This is a genomic window from Streptomyces sp. NPDC002055 (genome assembly GCF_040296705.1).
Taxonomy (GTDB): domain Bacteria; phylum Actinomycetota; class Actinomycetes; order Streptomycetales; family Streptomycetaceae; genus Streptomyces.
Genome location: NZ_JBEOXS010000048.1, coordinates 1 through 16,758, shown reverse-complemented (window position 1 = coordinate 16,758; position 16,758 = coordinate 1). Strand labels below are relative to the sequence as shown.

The 16,758-nt window shown below is 69.2% G+C and carries 17 protein-coding genes; 10 read left to right on the top strand and 7 right to left on the bottom strand.

Going from position 1 to position 16,758, the window contains the following annotated elements; genetic code table 11:
• Window positions 1–63: 63 nt before the first annotated feature.
• Window positions 64–612, bottom strand: coding sequence for an acyl-CoA thioesterase (locus ABT112_RS25665; RefSeq protein WP_351513375.1), 549 nt, complete (start codon window positions 610–612; stop codon window positions 64–66).
• A 129-nt stretch (window positions 613–741) separates the two neighbouring features.
• Between ABT112_RS25665 and ABT112_RS25660 the strand changes: the two genes are divergently transcribed.
• The 7 genes from ABT112_RS25660 (at window position 742) to ABT112_RS25630 (ending at window position 5,586) form a co-directional block, all read left to right on the top strand.
• Entirely contained in the window at window positions 742–2,025 is a 1,284-nt protein-coding gene (locus ABT112_RS25660; RefSeq protein ID WP_351513373.1) for an LCP family protein, read from the top strand.
• A gap of 264 nt (window positions 2,026–2,289) precedes the next feature.
• A complete protein-coding gene (locus tag ABT112_RS25655) occupies window positions 2,290–2,508 on the top strand; it encodes a hypothetical protein (protein WP_502975441.1) in 219 nt (72 codons plus the stop codon).
• A complete protein-coding gene (locus ABT112_RS25650; RefSeq protein ID WP_351513372.1) occupies window positions 2,489–3,025 on the top strand; it encodes a DUF6879 family protein in 537 nt (178 codons plus the stop codon). The genes ABT112_RS25655 and ABT112_RS25650 overlap by 20 nt, the downstream gene beginning before the upstream one ends.
• Window positions 3,009–3,866, top strand: a complete 858-nt coding sequence (locus ABT112_RS25645; RefSeq protein ID WP_351513370.1) for a helix-turn-helix domain-containing protein — start codon at window positions 3,009–3,011, stop codon at window positions 3,864–3,866. The genes ABT112_RS25650 and ABT112_RS25645 overlap by 17 nt, the downstream gene beginning before the upstream one ends.
• 273 nt (window positions 3,867–4,139) lie before the next feature.
• Window positions 4,140–4,364 (top strand): DUF397 domain-containing protein, encoded by a 225-nt coding sequence (locus tag ABT112_RS25640; RefSeq protein WP_351513368.1) that lies wholly within the window; start codon window positions 4,140–4,142, stop codon window positions 4,362–4,364.
• A gap of 92 nt (window positions 4,365–4,456) precedes the next feature.
• The gene (locus ABT112_RS25635) at window positions 4,457–4,924 is read left to right on the top strand and encodes a hypothetical protein (RefSeq protein WP_351513366.1); all 468 of its coding nucleotides are present in this window, start codon (window positions 4,457–4,459) and stop codon (window positions 4,922–4,924) included.
• A 137-nt stretch (window positions 4,925–5,061) separates the two neighbouring features.
• Window positions 5,062–5,586, top strand: coding sequence for a DUF6879 family protein (locus tag ABT112_RS25630; RefSeq protein ID WP_351513364.1), 525 nt, complete (start codon window positions 5,062–5,064; stop codon window positions 5,584–5,586).
• A gap of 356 nt (window positions 5,587–5,942) precedes the next feature.
• Here the strand turns inward: ABT112_RS25630 and ABT112_RS25625 are convergent, their stop codons facing one another.
• The gene (locus tag ABT112_RS25625; RefSeq protein ID WP_351513362.1) at window positions 5,943–7,112 is read right to left on the bottom strand and encodes an acyl-CoA dehydrogenase; all 1,170 of its coding nucleotides are present in this window, start codon (window positions 7,110–7,112) and stop codon (window positions 5,943–5,945) included.
• Between the two features lie 164 nt (window positions 7,113–7,276).
• On the opposite strand from ABT112_RS25625, the gene ABT112_RS25620 reads away from it, so the two are divergent.
• Window positions 7,277–8,617, top strand: coding sequence for a UDP-glucose dehydrogenase family protein (locus ABT112_RS25620; RefSeq protein WP_351513360.1), 1,341 nt, complete (start codon window positions 7,277–7,279; stop codon window positions 8,615–8,617).
• Window positions 8,618–8,765: 148 nt separating this feature from the next.
• On the opposite strand, the gene ABT112_RS25615 is transcribed toward ABT112_RS25620, so the two are convergent.
• The 3 genes from ABT112_RS25615 to ABT112_RS25605 are packed head-to-tail and all read right to left on the bottom strand — an operon-like array spanning window position 8,766 to window position 11,743.
• Entirely contained in the window at window positions 8,766–9,980 is a 1,215-nt protein-coding gene (locus tag ABT112_RS25615; RefSeq protein WP_351513358.1) for a dipeptidase, read from the bottom strand.
• A 10-nt stretch (window positions 9,981–9,990) separates the two neighbouring features.
• Window positions 9,991–10,560: a 5-(carboxyamino)imidazole ribonucleotide mutase gene (gene purE, locus ABT112_RS25610; RefSeq protein WP_351513356.1), complete on the bottom strand. Its 570-nt coding sequence runs from the start codon at window positions 10,558–10,560 to the stop codon at window positions 9,991–9,993.
• A 28-nt stretch (window positions 10,561–10,588) separates the two neighbouring features.
• Window positions 10,589–11,743 carry a 5-(carboxyamino)imidazole ribonucleotide synthase gene (locus ABT112_RS25605; RefSeq protein ID WP_351513355.1) on the bottom strand — a complete coding sequence of 385 codons (1,155 nt, stop codon included), beginning with the start codon at window positions 11,741–11,743 and terminating at the stop codon, window positions 10,589–10,591.
• A gap of 206 nt (window positions 11,744–11,949) precedes the next feature.
• On the opposite strand from ABT112_RS25605, the gene ABT112_RS25600 reads away from it, so the two are divergent.
• Window positions 11,950–12,474: a GtrA family protein gene (locus ABT112_RS25600; protein ID WP_351513353.1), complete on the top strand. Its 525-nt coding sequence runs from the start codon at window positions 11,950–11,952 to the stop codon at window positions 12,472–12,474.
• 177 nt (window positions 12,475–12,651) lie between these two features.
• Here the strand turns inward: ABT112_RS25600 and ABT112_RS25595 are convergent, their stop codons facing one another.
• Together ABT112_RS25595 and ABT112_RS25590 are read right to left on the bottom strand one after the other, a co-directional pair.
• On the bottom strand, window positions 12,652–13,890 hold the full coding sequence (locus ABT112_RS25595) for a sensor histidine kinase (protein ID WP_351513351.1): 1,239 nt from the start codon (window positions 13,888–13,890) through the stop codon (window positions 12,652–12,654).
• A gap of 170 nt (window positions 13,891–14,060) precedes the next feature.
• On the bottom strand, window positions 14,061–14,741 hold the full coding sequence (locus ABT112_RS25590; RefSeq protein WP_351513349.1) for a response regulator transcription factor: 681 nt from the start codon (window positions 14,739–14,741) through the stop codon (window positions 14,061–14,063).
• A 407-nt stretch (window positions 14,742–15,148) separates the two neighbouring features.
• Here ABT112_RS25590 and ABT112_RS25585 point away from each other — a divergent pair, with 407 nt between their 5' ends.
• The gene (locus ABT112_RS25585; protein WP_351513347.1) at window positions 15,149–16,675 is read left to right on the top strand and encodes a peptide MFS transporter; all 1,527 of its coding nucleotides are present in this window, start codon (window positions 15,149–15,151) and stop codon (window positions 16,673–16,675) included.
• The last annotated feature ends 83 nt before the right edge of the window (window positions 16,676–16,758 follow it).

The following is a 16,758-nucleotide window of genomic DNA, read 5'->3' as shown; positions in this document are numbered from 1 at the left end:
CCGGTCCGCTGCCCGCTGTCGCCGGCCGTCGGGCGTCAGGCGTCAGACGCCGGCCGTCAGGCGTCAGTCGTCGAATCCCTCGGCGATCCGCTTCTCGCGGAGCTCCTTGATGGCGCGGCGGCGGGCGAGCCGGTGCGTGCGCCGGATCTGCGCCTCCTGGTAGCGCCGCTTGTCGCGCTCGGACTCCGGCACCACCGGCGGCACCGTCCGCGGCTTGCCGTCCGCGTCCACCGCCGCGAAGACGAGATAGGCGCTGCCGACCTGGGAGGCGGGCGTGGACTCGTTCCAGCGCTCGGCCATCACCCGGACCCCGACCTCCATGGAGGACCGGCCGGTCCAGTTGACCTGGGCCTTCACATGCACCAGGTCGCCGACCCGGACGGGCTCCAGGAAGACCATCTCGTCCATGGACGCCGTGACCGCCGGCCCGCCGGAGTGCCGCCCGGCGACGGCGCCCGCCGCGTCGTCGACCAGCTTCATGATCACGCCGCCGTGGACGGTGCCGAGGAGGTTGGTGTCACTGCCGGTCATGATGTGTGACAGCGTGGTACGGGAGGCTGCGGTGGGCTTGCCCGGAATCTCGCCCTCCGGGGCTTGGGCCTGGTCAGTCATGCCGTCCACCATATGCGGGGAAACACCCTGCCCCCGCCTTCCCCTCTTTGCATCAGATCTGCTACAGGCCAGGTGCGATTCGCCACTCACCCTGTAAGAGGGTCCCCCCGGGCAGGCACACTTCTGCCTATGAATGATTGGCCTGAGGGATGGACCGGCGACAGCAGGGACAGGTACGGACGCGGCAGTGCGAGCTCGCGTCCCGAGTCCGCCCGCGCCATGCGCCATGTGCAGCGCGGCGGTGGAGGCTACGGCGGCGGGCAGCAGGGGGAGCCGCCGCTGCCGCCGCATCTGTCGCCGCATCGCGGCTCCGTCCCGGGCCAGCGGGGCCCTGACGACTACGCGGAGTACGACAACGGTTACAACACCGGCCAGGTCTACGGCGGCGGGCGCGGGGGCCGCGCCGGCGGCGATCAGTACGGCCGCCCGGCGCCGGACTGGCGCCGCCGGATCAAGATAGGCGCGATCACCCTGGTCGTCGCGCTGCTGGCGGTCTCGATCGGCACCTACTTCTGGGCCGACTCCAAGCTCCAGCGCCGGGTCGACCTCAGCAAGGTGATCGAGCGCCCGGAGACCGGCGAGGGCACCAACTACCTGATCGTCGGCTCCGACAGCCGTGAGGGCATGACCGCCGCGGACAAGAAGCGGCTGCACACCGGGTCGGCGAACGGCAAGCGCACCGACTCGATGATGATCCTGCACGTCGGCAGCAACGGGAACACCATGATCTCGCTGCCCCGCGACTCGGACGTGGAGATCCCCTCCTACCGCGGCTCGGACTCCGGCAAGCTCTTCCCGGGCCAGGGCCGGCACACCAAGCTCAACGCCTCCTACTCCGAGGACGGCCCGCAGCTGCTGGTCCGCACCGTCGAGTCCAACACCGGTCTGCACATCGACCACTACGCGGAGATCGGCTTCGGCGGCTTCGCCAAGATCGTGGACGCGGTCGGCGGCGTCGAGATGAACATCCCCAAGGGCTTCAAGGACGAGAAGTCGGGCGCGGACTTCAAGTCGGGCAAGCAGACGCTCGACGGCCAGCAGTCGCTCGCCTTCGTCCGGACCCGCTACGCCCTGCCGGGCAGCGACCTCGACCGGACGAAGAACCAGCAGAAGTTCCTCTCCGCGCTGGCGAGCCAGACCGCGACCCCGTCGACGGTGCTCAACCCGTTCCGGCTCTACCCGACGATGGGCGCGGGCCTGGACACGCTGGTGGTCGACAAGGACATGGGCCTGTTCGACCTGTCCGAGATGTTCTTCGCGATGAAGAGCGTCTCCGGCGGCGAGGGCAAGCAGATGAACATGCCGACCTCCGGCAGCGTCGGCGGCGGCAACCTCCAGTGGGACAAGGCCAAGGTCAAGCAGCTGGTGAGCCAGCTCAAGAACGACGAGAAGGTCACCGTCTCCAGCAACTGACCGCCCCGCCGCACACCATTCCTCGTACGCAGAAGGGCCCCACCGGTCGGTGGGGCCCTTCTGCGTATGTCGGCGTGGTCGCGGGCCTGGCAGACGGTCACGCACCGTGCGCCTGAGCGGCCCTCGTCCTCCTGCGCAGGCAGTGCCGGCTGATGACACACACCCGCGGGTCTATGCGACATCGTGACTAGCCGCTGAGCCACCCTTGCCCGACGGGTATCACGGTTCGTAGTTTGCTGACCACACAGACTGGAAGGGGCCTCAGTGGACGAACTGCGGATGATCGCGGGCGGACCGTGCAAGAGCGGCGACGACGACAAGTGTGGGAACGGAGACTGCCCGACCGTGTACGCCACCCAGGAGCCGGGCATGTTGGCCATCCAGGGCTACGACGTGACCCACCCGACGCCGCAAGGCGAGTCGGTTGTACTGATCCCGGAGGACATCCTCAAGGAGGCCGCGCGTGCCCGTGGATGGCTCTAGCCCCGTTCTACTGGACGGCGACGAGTGGCAGGCGTACTTCCGCGACTTCAAGCGCTCCGCGTTCCGGCTGGAAGTCCACCAGACCTACACCATGCCTGCGGAAGCTCGGACGGTCCGCGACTTCCTCGCCGGGGCGTCGATGCCGGAGGGCTTCAACGCGCCATGGCACCAGACGATTCGCGACCACACGGCCGCCGGTCGGACGATGACCCGAGCCAAGATCGTGCGTCGCCCGCTCACGCCGTACAGCCGCTACCTGTTCGAGTGGTGCATCCCCGGAAATGTCGCGGCCGGGGAGAACTACCAGATCGTTGATTCGACAGAGGGGCCGAACCTCGGACTGCCCGGGCAAGACTTCTGGCTGTTCGACGAATCGACCGTGGTTCATCTCAACTACCGTCCCGACGGAACGCAGATCAATCGGGAACTGATCCAGAACCCGGACATCAGTAAGTATCTCGCATGGCGGGATCTCGCGCTAGAAAGTGCCGTACCGTTCAGTGCCTATCGAACCTGAGACGCAAGCACGGGAACGGAAGGATTTGGCGGAGGCCCTTCGGGGTCTCCGTCGCGCTTCCGGCCTCAGCGGCGAACGCCTGGCGCTGCGCTGCAACATGAGCCAAACAAAGATCAGCCGCATTGAGACCGGACGCGCCCTGCCAACGGTCATCGATGTCGAGCGCATTCTCAAAGCGCTCGCTGTGCCTGACGAGGTGGCCGACGAGCTTCTTCGACTGGCACGCCGAGCCAATGTGGACTATGCGTCCTGGCGGGCTTATGCACGCGTTGGCCTGTATCACAAGCAGGCCGAGCTAGGAGCCCTCGAGTCTTCCTCGCGGGTGATGCGGCACTTCCTCCCGGCCATCCCTACTGGCCTGCTGCACGTACGTCAGTACGCCTTCGAGACTCTTTCACCTACGGTGACAGGTGACCCGGCCAGGGACGTGGCACGGGCTGTGCAGGCACGTATGGACCGTCAGGCCATTCTGGATGACACAGCGCGCTCATTCTGGTTCCTGATGACCGAACAGGCTGTCAAGTGGCAACGAGCGAGCATCGAAGCCATGTCGGCCCAGTGCTCACACATGGCCGAGGTCAACAGGAAACCCAACGTCGAAATTGGGATAGTCCCACAAGGGGCGCGCGTCCCCGGAACTCCCATGAACATCTTCGTGGTCTACGACGATCGCCTCGTGACTGTCGAACTGTTCTCCGGCGAAGTCGTGTTGCGTGACCCTCGGGACATAACCCAGCACCTTGGCCTTTTTGAGCTCTTCTGGTCGCACGCTCTGACCGGTGACGATGCTTCCGCCTTCCTGGAAGGGGCAGCAGGCGGCTTTATGCGTCAACGTAACTAGCACTCCATGCAGACGCATTGAGGGTCCATGATGGAAGTCATGGAGAGCGAACAGAAAACCTCGTCCAGCGAGGGAGCTGCCGCCGAAGGAACACGACCGACCAAACTGGATCGTGAACCGCAGACAGTTTTCGGCTGCCCTGTATGCCTTTACCGCTCTGCCGCCAGAGTTTCAGGCGCAGGCTTTCCCGCTCTCCTCTCCAATGGACTCCCGCCCGGCATGGGCGGCGGCGGTCAGTCATGATCGCGATCAGTTGAGCAGGAAGGTGCAGTGATGCTGAACGGAAATGAGCTGTACGCACTCGACATCAACGGGGCCTCGTTCTTGAAGGCGTGCGGCGGCCCCTGCACCGAAGGGTGCGTGACCCTGGCCCGCATCGGCGACGACGCCTGGGCCCTCGGTGACAGCAAGCGGCCCGACGCGGAGCCGCTGCGGTTCACCACGGAGGAGCTGGGCGTGGCTGGGATCGACCCCGCGCGCTTCGGCCTGAGCGCCTGATCCTCCAGCATCTCCAGCCGGCTCCGGTCCGACCCTCCACAGGATCGGGGCCGGTTGGTCTTTCGACCGACAACACGAACCGGGATCGACAGGTGCACCACCACGGCTATCTATGGACCGGCCCGAAAGAGCGCTTCGACCAGGAAGCGCTACGACGGCCCCCGCATCCTGAGCCGCCCCCTGCCGGAAGCAGACCGGAACTGATTCAGCGGTACCGCGAGGTGGCGGCAGAGTTCCCGACCGTCGACCTGCCGCCCCTGGAAACGGCGTACTGGCTCATCAAGCCCCGTTCTCTCGTTCGTGGCACATGGGATGAGGCGAAAGAGGCGGCGGCCTGGCTCGGTGAGCGGCTGGCCGAATACGCGTCCCGGTTCGCTTCCGAGAGGGAGCGCGACCCGCCCCATCTGGCCCGGCTCGTGAACACGGCTGCCGCACAACTGCACTCCGGTGCTGATGTGTCGTACGGCTTCTACCTCGAACGTCCCTCGTTTCTGTCCCTGGCAGTGGTGACGTGCTCCCCGAATCGTTCGAACCTTGAACTGGCCTGCCCTGTGGCATAGTCGAAGCACCAAGGAAGCCTCGGTCGTTGTGGCCGGGACTCGCTTACAGGGCGAGACGCCGACCGACCACGGGCTTCGGCTTCCCGCGCACTAAACCCTGGTCGAGATTCCAATGGAACTGATCCGGAAGGCCATCCGTGACGACCTCATCCAGGACCCTCAGCGACCTCTTCGACGTATTCGAGCGCGAGGCGTTCCGCCTCGAAACCCTGGACGACTACAGCAAGTCCGGGAACGTTGACGCGTATCACGCGTTCCTGGCCGGGGAGTCGCGGCCGGACCGCTACAACGCGGACTGGGTCGAGGAACTGCGCTCGCACACCGAGAAGGGGAATCGGATCTACCGGGTGCACATTCTTTCCCGCCCACTGACGGACTACCTCAGGTTCGAGCTCGGGTGGGGCTATCAAAGGAACATGACCGGGGGTGAGGAGTTCTTCATCCTCGACGTCACCGGCAAACCCAACCCTCTGGAGAGGGTTCCGGACTTCTGGTTCTTCGACTCCGGGTCCGTTGCCGTGATGGACTATGACGGAACAGGTAAATACCTGGGTTCGGAAGTTCTGCCGCCGGAACGAACGGCGGAATTCAAGCGCTACCGTGACGCGGCACTCGCTCACGCGGAACCGTTTACCGAATGGTGGCACAAGTACGGGACGTGAACAGAGCACAGCTCGGAGCCGCGCTGCGGGCGCTGCGAGTGGCATCCGGAAAAGAAGCCGAAGCAGTGGCCCGCAGCGCCCTCATGTCTCCGTCCAAACCGTTCAAGATCGAGAAATGCGAAGCCGACGCCCAGCGCAACGGACGTGGGGTGGCCTGACGGCCGACGCGAACGGCCCCCGGCGTGATGCCGGGGGCCGTGATGTTTCCGCAGGTCAAGTGCCCTACTGCCGCAGCGCCGGACCGGGATTTCCCCGGCATGACGCCCAGGAACGGGCCGGATGGAGCCCGAACGGACCGGCAGCCGTGGCGGACTCCCCCGACGCTCTCAAACAGCCCATGACCTGCAAAAACCCTGCTACGGCAGGTTGCGCGCCATGACGATGCGCTGGACCTGGTTGGTGCCCTCGTAGATCTGGGTGATCTTGGCGTCGCGCATCATGCGCTCCACCGGGTAGTCACGGGTGTAGCCGTAGCCGCCGAGCAGCTGCACGGCGTCGGTGGTGACCTCCATGGCGACATCCGAGGCGAAGCACTTGGCGGCGGCGCCCTGGAAGGTGAGGTCGCTGTCGCCGCGCTCGGACTTCGCGGCGGCCGCGTAGGTGAGCTGGCGGGCGGCCTCGACCTTCATGGCCATGTCGGCGAGCATGAACTGGACGCCCTGGAAGTCGGCGATCGGCTTGCCGAACTGCTTGCGCTCCTGGACGTAGCCCTTGGCGTAGTCCAGGGCACCCTGGGCGACACCGAGCGCCTGCGCCGCGATGGTGATGCGGGTGTGGTCGAGGGTCTTCATCGCCGTGGCGAAGCCGGTGCCCTCGGCGCCGATCATGCGGTCGGCCGGGATCCGGACGTTGTCCAGGTAGACCTCACGGGTCGGGGAGCCCTTGATGCCGAGCTTCTTCTCCGGGGCGCCGAACGAGACACCCTCGTCGGACTTCTCGACGACGAAGGCCGAGATGCCCTTGGTGCGCTTCTCCGGGTCCGTCACGGCCATGACGGTGTAGTACTCGCTGACGCCGGCGTTGGTGATCCAGCGCTTCACACCGTTGAGGACGTAGTGGTCGCCGTCCCGGACCGCCTTGGTCTTCATGCCGCCGGCGTCGGAGCCGGCGTCCGGCTCGGAGAGGCAGTAGGAGAACATCGCGTCGCCCTTGGCGAGCGGGCCCAGGTACTTCTTCTTCAGCTCCTCGGAGCCGGAGAGGATGACCGGCAGCGAGCCCAGCTTGTTGACCGCCGGTATCAGGGAGGAGGAACAGCAGACGCGCGCCACCTCCTCGATGACGAGCACGGTCGCCAGGGCGTCGGCGCCCGCGCCGCCGTAGGACTCGGGCACGTGCACGGCGTGCAGGTCCGAGGCCACCAGGGCGTCGAGGGCCTCCTGCGGGAAGCGGCCCTCCTCGTCGACCTCGGCGGCGAACGGCGCGATCTTCGCCTCGGCGAGCGCGCGCACCGTGTCCCGGAGCATGTCGTGCTCCTCGGACGGCCGGTAGAGGTCAAAGTCGTTCGCTGTGCTCCCCGAGGGCGCCACGGTGTCCTCACTCCCAAACTGCTAACTACCGTTAAGTAACCCGAGTCTAGGGGTGCGGCCCCATCCGGGCATACGTGAGCTTGCCGACAGCGGGCCCCATGCCCGGTCCGCGGCCCGACTATGCTCGGGCGCGCAGTCCAGACCGTTCGACCACGGAGCGATACATGGCCCCGAAGATCACTGTGATCGGCACCGGATACCTCGGTGCCACCCACGCCGCCGCCATGGCCGAGCTGGGCTTCGAGGTGCTGGGGCTGGACGTGGTCCCCGAGAAGATCGAGATGCTCGCGGCGGGCCGGGTGCCGATGTACGAGCCGGGGCTGGAGGAGCTGCTGCGCAAGCACGTCGCGGGGCACGAGGGCTCCACCGGGCGGCTGCGCTTCACCACCTCCTACGCCGAGGCCGGCGAATTCGGCGACATCCACTTCGTCTGTGTGAACACTCCGCAGAAGCACGGCGAGTACGCGTGTGACATGAGCTACGTGGACAGCGCCTTCGAGTCGCTGGCCCCGCATCTGACCCGGCCGGCGCTGGTGGTCGGCAAGTCCACCGTGCCGGTGGGCAGCGCGGAGCGGCTGGCGGCGCGGCTGGCGGAGCTGGCCCCGGCCGGGTCCGACGCCGAGCTGGCCTGGAACCCGGAGTTCCTGCGCGAGGGGTTCGCCGTCCGGGACACCCTGCACCCCGACCGGATCGTCGTCGGGGTGGCCGGCGAGCGCGCGGAGAAGCAGCTGCGCGAGGTGTACGCGGCCCCCATCGGCGAGGGCTCGCCGTTCGTCGTCACCGACTTCCCGACCGCCGAGCTGGTCAAGACCTCCGCCAACTCCTTCCTGGCCACCAAGATCTCGTTCATCAACGCGATGGCCGAGGTGTGCGAGGCGGGCGAGGGCGATGTGGTGAAGCTCGCGGAGGCCATCGGCCACGACGAGCGCATCGGGAAGAAGTTCCTCCGGGCCGGCATCGGCTTCGGCGGCGGCTGCCTGCCGAAGGACATCCGGGCGTTCATGGCCCGCGCCGGTGAGCTGGGCGCGGACCAGGCGCTGACCTTCCTGCGCGAGGTCGACTCGATCAACATGCGCAGCCGGGCGCGGATGGTGGAGCTGGCCCGCGAGGCGGTGGGCGACAGCTTCCTGGGCAAGCGGGTGGCCGTGCTGGGCGCGGCGTTCAAGCCCGACTCGGACGATGTGCGGGACTCCCCCGCGCTCAACGTCGCCGGCCAGATCCACCTCCAGGGCGGCCAGGTCACCGTCTACGACCCCAAGGGCATGGAGAACGCCCGCCGGCTGTTCCCCACGCTGGGCTACGCGCCGACCGCGCTGGACGCGGCGCGCGGTGCGGATGTGGTGCTGCACCTCACCGAGTGGCAGGAGTTCCGCGAGCTCGACCCGGCGGCGCTGGGCGAGGTCGTCGCACAGCGGCGGATGCTGGACGGGCGGAACGCGCTGGACCCGGGGCGCTGGCGCGAGGCGGGCTGGACGTACCGGGCGCTGGGGCGGCCCCGCGCCTGATCCCGCCGTGCCGGGCGCACCGGCACCGCGACCCTCCTGACGGGACGGACCACGGAACGGCCCGCCCGCCTCGGAACGCCGGGGCGGGAGGGCCGTCCGCCGTCTCAGGTGGGGGCGTCGACAGCCTCAGGTGGGGACGTCGACCGCCTCAGGTGCGGGCGTCGGCGGCCGCGCCGTCGAGCTCCTCCAGGGTCGCGTTCGACGGGCCGCGGCGCGGATCCGCCCGGAGCCCGCGCGCCACGTCCTCCGCGGCCCGCAGCGTGCGGACGGCGTTCTGCCAGGTCAGTTTGGCCAGGTCGGCCGTCGACCAGCCGCGCCGCAGCAGTTCGGCGACCAGGTTCGGATAGCCCGCCACATCGTCCAGGCCGGACGGGGTGAAGGCGGTGCCGTCGTAGTCGCCGCCGATGCCGATGTGGTCGACCCCCGCGACCTCGCGCATGTGGTCGAGGTGGTCGGCGACGGTGGCCGCGGTGGCGACCGGCCGCGGGCGGGCCGCCTCGAAGGCCCGCTGCACCGTCATCCCGGCCTCGGTGGTGTCCAGCGGGTGCAGACCGTGGGCGCGCATGTTCTCGTCGGCGGCCGACGTCCACTCGATGGCCGCGGGCAGGATGAACTTCGGGACGAACGTGACCATGGCGATGCCGCCGTTGGCGGGCAGCTGCGCCAGGACATCGTCCGGGATGTTGCGCGGATGGTCGCAGACGGCGCGCGCCGAGGAGTGCGAGAAGACCACAGGTGCCTCGGTGACCCGTAGCGCGTCCCGCATCGTGCCGGCCGAGACGTGCGAGAGGTCGACGAGCATGCCCGTGCGGTTCATCTCCCGGACGACCTCCTCGCCGAACCGGCTGAGGCCGCCCAGCCGCGGCTCATCGGTCGCCGAGTCCGCCCACGGGATGTTGTCGTTGTGGGTGAGCGTCATATAGCGGACGCCCAGCTCGTACAGGGCGCGCAGGGTGGCCAGCGAGCAGTTGATGCTGTGGCCGCCCTCGGCGCCCATCAGGGAGGCGATCCGGCCCTCGGCGCGGGCGGCCTCCATGTCGTCGGCGGTCAGCGCCCGGCGCAGGTCGGCCGGGTAGCGGTCGATCAGCCGGCCCACCACGTCGATCTGTTCGAGGGTGGCGCTGACGGCCGCGTCCCCGCTCAGGTCGGTGCGGACGTACACCGACCAGAACTGCGCGCCGACGCCGCCCGCCCGCAGCCGCGGGAGGTCGGTGTGGAGGTGAGCGCTCTGGTCGGTGGCGATGTCCCGCCGGTCGAGGTCGTAGCGGACCTGCTCCCGCAGGGCCCAGGGCAGGTCGTTGTGTCCGTCGACGACGGGGTGGGCGGCCAGGAGCTCCCCGGCCGCGGCGAGATGATCGGTCACCGTCGCCGCCCTACTGTCCGAAGCCGAAGCCGGCGCTGCCGTCGACCTTGGCGCGCAGTCGCTTGCCCTTCTCGGTGGCCTGCTCGTTCAGGTCGTCCTGGAACTGCCGCATCCGCCCGAGGAGTTCGTCGTCGTGGGCGGCGAGCATCCGGACGGCCAGCAGCCCGGCGTTGCGGGCGCCGGCGACCGAGACGGTGGCGACCGGAACGCCCGCGGGCATCTGCACGATGGACAGCAGGCTGTCCATGCCGTCGAGGTACTTCAGCGGCACCGGGACGCCGATCACCGGCAGCGGCGTTACCGAGGCGAGCATGCCGGGCAGGTGGGCGGCGCCGCCCGCACCGGCGATGACGGCCTTGAGGCCGCGCTCGGCGGCCCGCTCGCCGTACGCGATCATCTCGCGCGGCATCCGGTGGGCCGAGACGACGTCGACCTCGTAGGGCACCTCGAACTCGTCGAGTGCCTGGGCCGCGGCCTCCATCACCGGCCAGTCGGAGTCGGAGCCCATCACGATGCCGACGAGGGGAGCGGAGGGTCCGGTGCCGGTACCGGATTCGTGGCCGGGGGACGGGGCGGTCATTCCTGAGCTCTCCTCTTCGGCCACGGAACTATTCAACGACGGTCCCGCGCAGGTAGTCCGCGGCGTGCCGGCCGCGCTCGCGTACCTCGGCGAGGTCGTCGCCGTAGGTGTTGACATGGCCGACCTTACGGCCCGGCTTCACGTCCTTGCCATACATATGGATCTTCAACTGCGGGTCCCGGGCCATGCAGTGCAGATAGGCCGGATACATGTCGGGGAAGTCGCCGCCGAGGACATTGGTCATCACGGTCCAGGTGGCGCGCGGGCGGGGGTCGCCGAGCGGCAGGTCGAGCACGGCCCGCACATGGTTGGCGAACTGGGAGGTGACGGCGCCGTCCTGGGTCCAGTGGCCGGAGTTGTGCGGGCGCATGGCGAGCTCGTTGACGAGGATCCCGGGCGTTCCGTCCGCGCCGCGGGTCTCGAACAGCTCCACCGCGAGATGGCCGACCACGCCGAGCTCCTCGGCCACGGTGAGGGCCAGCTGCTGCGCCCGGGCGGAGAGTTCCTCGGACAGTCCGGGGGCGGGGGCAATCACGGTGTCGCAGACGCCGTCGACCTGGACGGACTCCACGACCGGGTAGGCGACCGCCTGGCCGTGCGGGGACCGGACGACGTTGGCCGCCAGCTCCCGGACGAAGCCGACCTTCTCCTCGGCCAGCACCGGCACGCCCGCGCGGAACGGCTCGGCCGCCTCCTCCTGGCCGCGGACGATCCACACGCCCTTGCCGTCGTATCCGCCGCGGACGGTCTTGAGGACGACCGGGTACCCGTCGCCCTCCTCGACGGCGAACCGCTCGACGTCCTCGGGGCCGGAGACGATCCGGTGCCGCGGGCACGGCACACCGATCTCCCGGAGCCTGGCCCGCATCACGCCCTTGTCCTGGGCGTGCACCAGGGCGTCCGGACCGGGGCGCACCGGGATGCCATCGGCTTCCAGGGCACGGAGGTGCTCGGTCGGCACATGCTCGTGATCGAAGGTGACCACATCACAGCCTTGTGCGAAAGCACGAAGCGTGTCGAGGTCGCGATAGTCGCCGATGACGACCTCGCTGACGACCTGTGCCGCAGAGTCCTGCGGGGTGTCGCTGAGGAGCTTGAATTTCAGGCCGAGGGGGATGCCCGCCTCGTGGGTCATACGGGCGAGCTGACCGCCGCCGACCATGCCGACTACCGGGAATGTCACCCGACCAGAGTAGCCGGACACCGGAGCGGCGCACTTCTGGACATTGGAGGATCCTCTAATGCGACGGTACTGCTCCGGCTGCGTTCCGTTTCCGCCCCGGACGGCCGCCTTCGGGACCGTCCGGGCGGCGGGCCGCCCGCCCCCTGGTTAGCATGAGGAAGCCGGACAAAGACGATCAACGCCAACCACGGAGCCACACGATCCCTATGAGTGAACGGCCCACACTGCGTTCGCGGCTGCGGCAGCTGGCCCGCGAACTCGCCAAATTCGGGACGGTCGGCGCCGTCGGCTTCCTGGTCAACTTCGTCGTCTTCAACCTGTGCATGCACGCCTTCGGCCTGGCCGTGGTGCGCTCGGGTGTGATCGCCACGGTCGTCGCGATCGGCACCAACTACATCGGCAACCGCTACTGGACCTACCGGAGCTCCGACAAGTCCCACCGCAGCCGGGAGCTCTCGCTCTTCCTGCTGTTCAGCGGCATCGGCCTGATCATCGAGAACGGCATCCTGGCCCTCTCGCACTACGGCTTCGGCTTCACCTCGACCGTGGCCGACAACGTCGCGAAGAACGTGATCGGGCTCGGGATCGGGACGGCGTTCCGCTTCTGGTCCTACCGGACCTGGGTCTTCCGCGCGCTTCCGGCGCGGGAGGCGGTGGAGACTGCTGAATCGTTCCTCGAGGAGGACGCCCTGCTCGGCGAGGCCCGCTACCAGGCCGGCCGGACCAAGTAGCCCCGGCGGCTCCCCGGGCCGGCCTCCCGGCCGCCCGGCGCCGGGTCGGTGCAAGGGCTCGGCGCAGGGGCTCGGCACCGCTCCGGCCGCTCCGGCCGCTCCGGCCGCTCGGGCCGCCGCTTCCCGGCGCCCGCCCCACGGCCGCGGGAGCCCCGCCCGGCCGGTCCGCCGCGACGCCTAGTGACCCGCCTCGCGGCTCAGGAAGAGCGCGAAGACCGGTGGGTGCTGCTGCACCAGCTCCAGGCGGCCCCCGTCCGCCTCCGCCAGGTCCCGGGCGACCGCCAGCCCCAGACCGGTGGAGTTCCGGCCGCTGACGGTGCGCTCGAAGACCCGGGCCCCGAGGTCGGGCGGCACGCCCGGACCCGCGTCCGTGACCTCCACCACCACCTGGTTGCCCGTGACCCGGGTGCGGATGGCCACCGGTCCCGCGCCGTGCATCAGGGAGTTCTCGATCAGCGTGGCGAGGACCTGGGCCACCGCGCCCGGGGTGCCGACCGCCCGCAGCCCCTTCGTGCCCGAGCAGACGATGGCCCGCCCCGCGCTCCGGTAGGCCGGGCGCCACTCCTCGATCTGCTGCTTGACCACCTCGTCGAGGTCGAAGGCGACCGCGGAGCCGCTCCGCGGGTCGCGCGAGTTGGTGAGCAGCCGCTGCACGACGTCGGTGAGCCGCTCGACCTGCCCGAGCGCGATCGTCGCCTCCTCCTTCACCGTGTCCGGGTCGTCGGTGGCGGAGATCTCCTCCAGCCGCATGGAGAGCGCCGTCAGGGGGGTGCGCAGCTGGTGGGAGGCGTCCGCGGCCAGCCGGCGCTCCGCGGTCAGCATGCGTCCGATGCGGTCGGCGCTGGCGTCCAGGACGTCCGCGACCCGGTCCAGCTCCGGCACCCCGTAGCGGCGGTGACGCGGGCGCGGGTCGCCGGAGCCCAGCCGCTCGGCGGTCTCGGCGAGGTCGGTGAGCGGCGCGGTCAGCCGGTGCGCCTGCCGTACGGCGAGCAGCACGGCGGCGACGACCGCGAGCAGCGCGACCGCGAGGATGATCAGCAGGGTCCGGCCGATCTCCTCGCTGACGGCGGCGGCGGGGGCCTGGACGGTGACCGTCTCCCCCCGCTCGCCGGTCTCGCGGGACTCGATGACCCCGCCGCCGGGCGGCTTGCCGACCTCGATGAGCTGCCGGCCGGGCATCTCGATCCGTGCGTAGCGCCCCTCGCCGACCTGGTCGCGCAGCACCTCGGTGCTGACCCGTTCACCGCCGAGGAGCCGGCTGTCGACGATGCTGACCAGGCGCACCGCCTCGGACTCGACGCTCTCCCGGGCGCTGTTCTCGATGGTGCGGGTTTCCACGATGACGAGGGAGACGCCGAAGACGGCGATCACCACGAGCACCACGGCGAGCGTGGAGTTGATCAGTCGGCGGCGCACAGTGCCCTCCGGGCCGGTTTCGCGAATCGGGTCCGCTTCTGGAGCGGAGCGCGGCGGATGTCTCCGCCGCCCGGTATCCGATGATGTCGCATCACCGGCCCGCCGCTTCCGCGGACGCGGAGAGCTGCGCGTCCGGAACGCGCCGTGAGCGGGCGCGCCCGGCGGCGGCGTCAGCTCTTCTCGAACCGGAAGCCGACGCCCCGGACGGTGGCGATGTAACGGGGGTTCGCCGCGTCGTCGCCGAGCTTCTTGCGCAGCCAGGAGATGTGCATGTCGAGGGTCTTGGTGGAGGACCACCAGGTGGTGTCCCAGACCTCGCGCATCAGCTGGTCGCGGGTCACCACCCGGCCCGCGTCCCGCACCAGCACCCGCAGCAGGTCGAACTCCTTGGCGGTCAGCTGGAGCTCCTCCTCGCCCATCCAGGCGCGGTGCGACTCCACGTCGATCCGCACCCCGTGCGTGGCGGGGGCCTGCTGCTGGGTCTCGACGGCGCCCCGGCGCAGCAGGGCCCGTACCCGCGCGAGGAGTTCGGCCAGCCGGAAGGGCTTGGTCACGTAGTCGTCGGCGCCGGCGTCGAGACCGACGACGGTGTCCACCTCGTCGGCGCGGGCGGTGAGCACGAGGACGGGGAAGACATGGCCCTCGGTGCGCAGGCGCCGGCAGACCTCGAGGCCGTCCATGCCCGGCAGGCCCAGATCGAGCACGAGGAGGTCGACACCCCCCTGGAGGCCGGCTTCGAGCGCGGTGGGACCGTCCTCCCGCACCTCGACCTCGTACCCCTCGCGCCGCAGTGCGCGGGCGAGCGGCTCCGAGATGGATGCGTCATCCTCGGCGAGCAGTACTCGGGTCATGGACCGATGGTAGTCCGCGCAGGTGGTGGGGTGGGGCCGCTCGGAGGGAGCCCCCCGGAGGACTCGTTGGACGGGCTGTCAGTTACCGTCGGACACGCGTCACCAGTTCCCGGTGCGGCTGTGATCCATATCTCAAGTCCTTTCATATAGCACGCTACTGTGACGTAAGGTGTCGATGCGCCCATAGCACCTCAGGGACCTTTGGCTCGTAGGACACGCCGAGGGTCCCTTTGCGGTGCAGGGCCGGTACCACCGGCATGGGACAAGGTGAAGGACCTCTGGGCCGGTCCGCGCGCCGCACGGTGCACGGATGCGGTCCTGTGTACTTGCTTGCTCCGGTGCCGTCCTCCCCCCATTCCGGGCGCCCACCCCGCGGCGGCGCGTCCCGAGCGAGCAAGGATCCCACCATGGCATCCAGCCAGACGAAGGGCGCTTCCCCGCAGGAGACCCCTGCCGGCGGCAAGACGTTCTTCGGCCACCCACGCGGCCTGGCCACCCTGTTCATGACGGAGATGTGGGAGCGGTTCAGCTTCTACGGCATGCGGGCGCTGCTCGTCGTGTATCTGATCTCCGGCGGCCCCGACGCCGACAAGGACGCCCAGGGCGGCGGTCTGGGCATGCCCGAGGCCGACGCGGTGGCCATCTACTCCGTCTACATGGCGATGGTCTACCTGCTGGCCATGCCCGGCGGCTGGTTCGGCGACCGGGTATGGGGCCCGCGGAAGACGGTCGCCATCGCGGCGAGCGTCATCATGGCGGGTCACCTGACGCTGGCCGTGCCCGGCGAGGCGATGTTCTTCCTCGGCCTGGTGCTCGTCGCGCTCGGCTCGGGCCTGATGAAGGCCAACATCTCCACGATGGTCGGCCAGCTCTACAGGGGCCCGCAGGACCCGCGCCGCGACGGTGGCTTCACCGTCTTCTACATGGGCATCAACCTCGGTGCCTTCTTCGCGCCGCTGGTCATCGGCACGGTCGGCCAGCAGTACAACTGGCACCTGGGCTTCGGGCTCGCCGCCGTCGGCATGGGTCTGGGCCTGATCCAGTTCCTCATCGGCTCGCGGCACCTCGACGCGCAGAGCAGTGTCGTCCCCACCCCGCTCTCCGCCGAGGAGCGGAACTCCACGCTGATCAAGAGCCTGCTCTGGCTCGTCGTCGCCGCCGTGTTCTACGGCGTCGTCACCTTCACCGGGAACTTCACCCTCAACTGGGCGCTGGTCCCGATCACCCTGCTCGGCCTGGTCATCCCGGCCGCGGTGCTGGTGCGCATCAAGCGCGACAAGGAGCTCACCGCCGTCGAGCAGACGAAGGTGAGCGGCTACATCTGGTTCTTCGTGGTCGCCGCCATCTTCTGGATGATCTACGACCAGGGCGGCTCCACGATGGCCGCCTTCGCGGAGACGAAGACCGCCGGCGAGGTGTTCGGGATCGACTTCCCGTCGTCCTGGTTCCAGTCGCTGAACCCGCTGTTCATCATGGCGCTGGCCCCGGTCTTCGCCTGGCTGTGGCTGTGGCTGGCGCGCAGCGACCGGGAGCCCACCACCACGGTGAAGTTCGCTCTCTCGCTGCTGATGATCGGCGGCTCGTTCTTCGTCTTCGTCGTGCCGATGCTGATGGCCGCGGACGGCGCGAAGGCCAGCCCGATGTGGCTCGTCTCGATCTACCTGATCCAGACCGCCGGTGAGCTCTGCCTCTCCCCCGTCGGCCTCTCCGTGACGACCAAGATGGCTCCGGAGAAGTACGCCAGCCAGATGATGGGTGTCTGGTTCCTGGCCGTCACCGCCGGCGACTGCATCACCGGGCTGCTCTCCATCGGCGGTGTCGACCTGAGCGGTTCCGCCGTGGTGGCGACCGAGGCCACGATGGCGGTCCTGGCCGGTGCCGGGGTCTACGCCTACCGGAAGAAGATCATTCAGCTGATGGGCGACGTCCGCTGACCTCTCCGGACGCCGCTGCCGGACGGGACCGGGCCACGGTCCCGTACGGTCCGCAGGGCCCCGCACGCAGCCGCGTGCGGGGC

What these genes read in the sequence shown, in the direction of transcription:
- ABT112_RS25665 (WP_351513375.1), bottom strand. Translation starts at nt 612, where the DNA reads ATGACTGACCAGGCCCAAGCCCCGGAGGGCGAGATTCCGGGCAAGCCC.
- ABT112_RS25620 (WP_351513360.1), top strand. Translation starts at nt 7,277, where the DNA reads ATGGCCCCGAAGATCACTGTGATCGGCACCGGATACCTCGGTGCCACC.
- ABT112_RS25660 (WP_351513373.1), top strand. Translation starts at nt 742, where the DNA reads ATGAATGATTGGCCTGAGGGATGGACCGGCGACAGCAGGGACAGGTAC.
- ABT112_RS25600 (WP_351513353.1), top strand. Translation starts at nt 11,950, where the DNA reads ATGAGTGAACGGCCCACACTGCGTTCGCGGCTGCGGCAGCTGGCCCGC.
- ABT112_RS25640 (WP_351513368.1), top strand. Translation starts at nt 4,140, where the DNA reads ATGCTGAACGGAAATGAGCTGTACGCACTCGACATCAACGGGGCCTCG.
- ABT112_RS25590 (WP_351513349.1), bottom strand. Translation starts at nt 14,741, where the DNA reads ATGACCCGAGTACTGCTCGCCGAGGATGACGCATCCATCTCGGAGCCG.
- purE (WP_351513356.1), bottom strand. Translation starts at nt 10,560, where the DNA reads ATGACCGCCCCGTCCCCCGGCCACGAATCCGGTACCGGCACCGGACCC.
- ABT112_RS25585 (WP_351513347.1), top strand. Translation starts at nt 15,149, where the DNA reads ATGGCATCCAGCCAGACGAAGGGCGCTTCCCCGCAGGAGACCCCTGCC.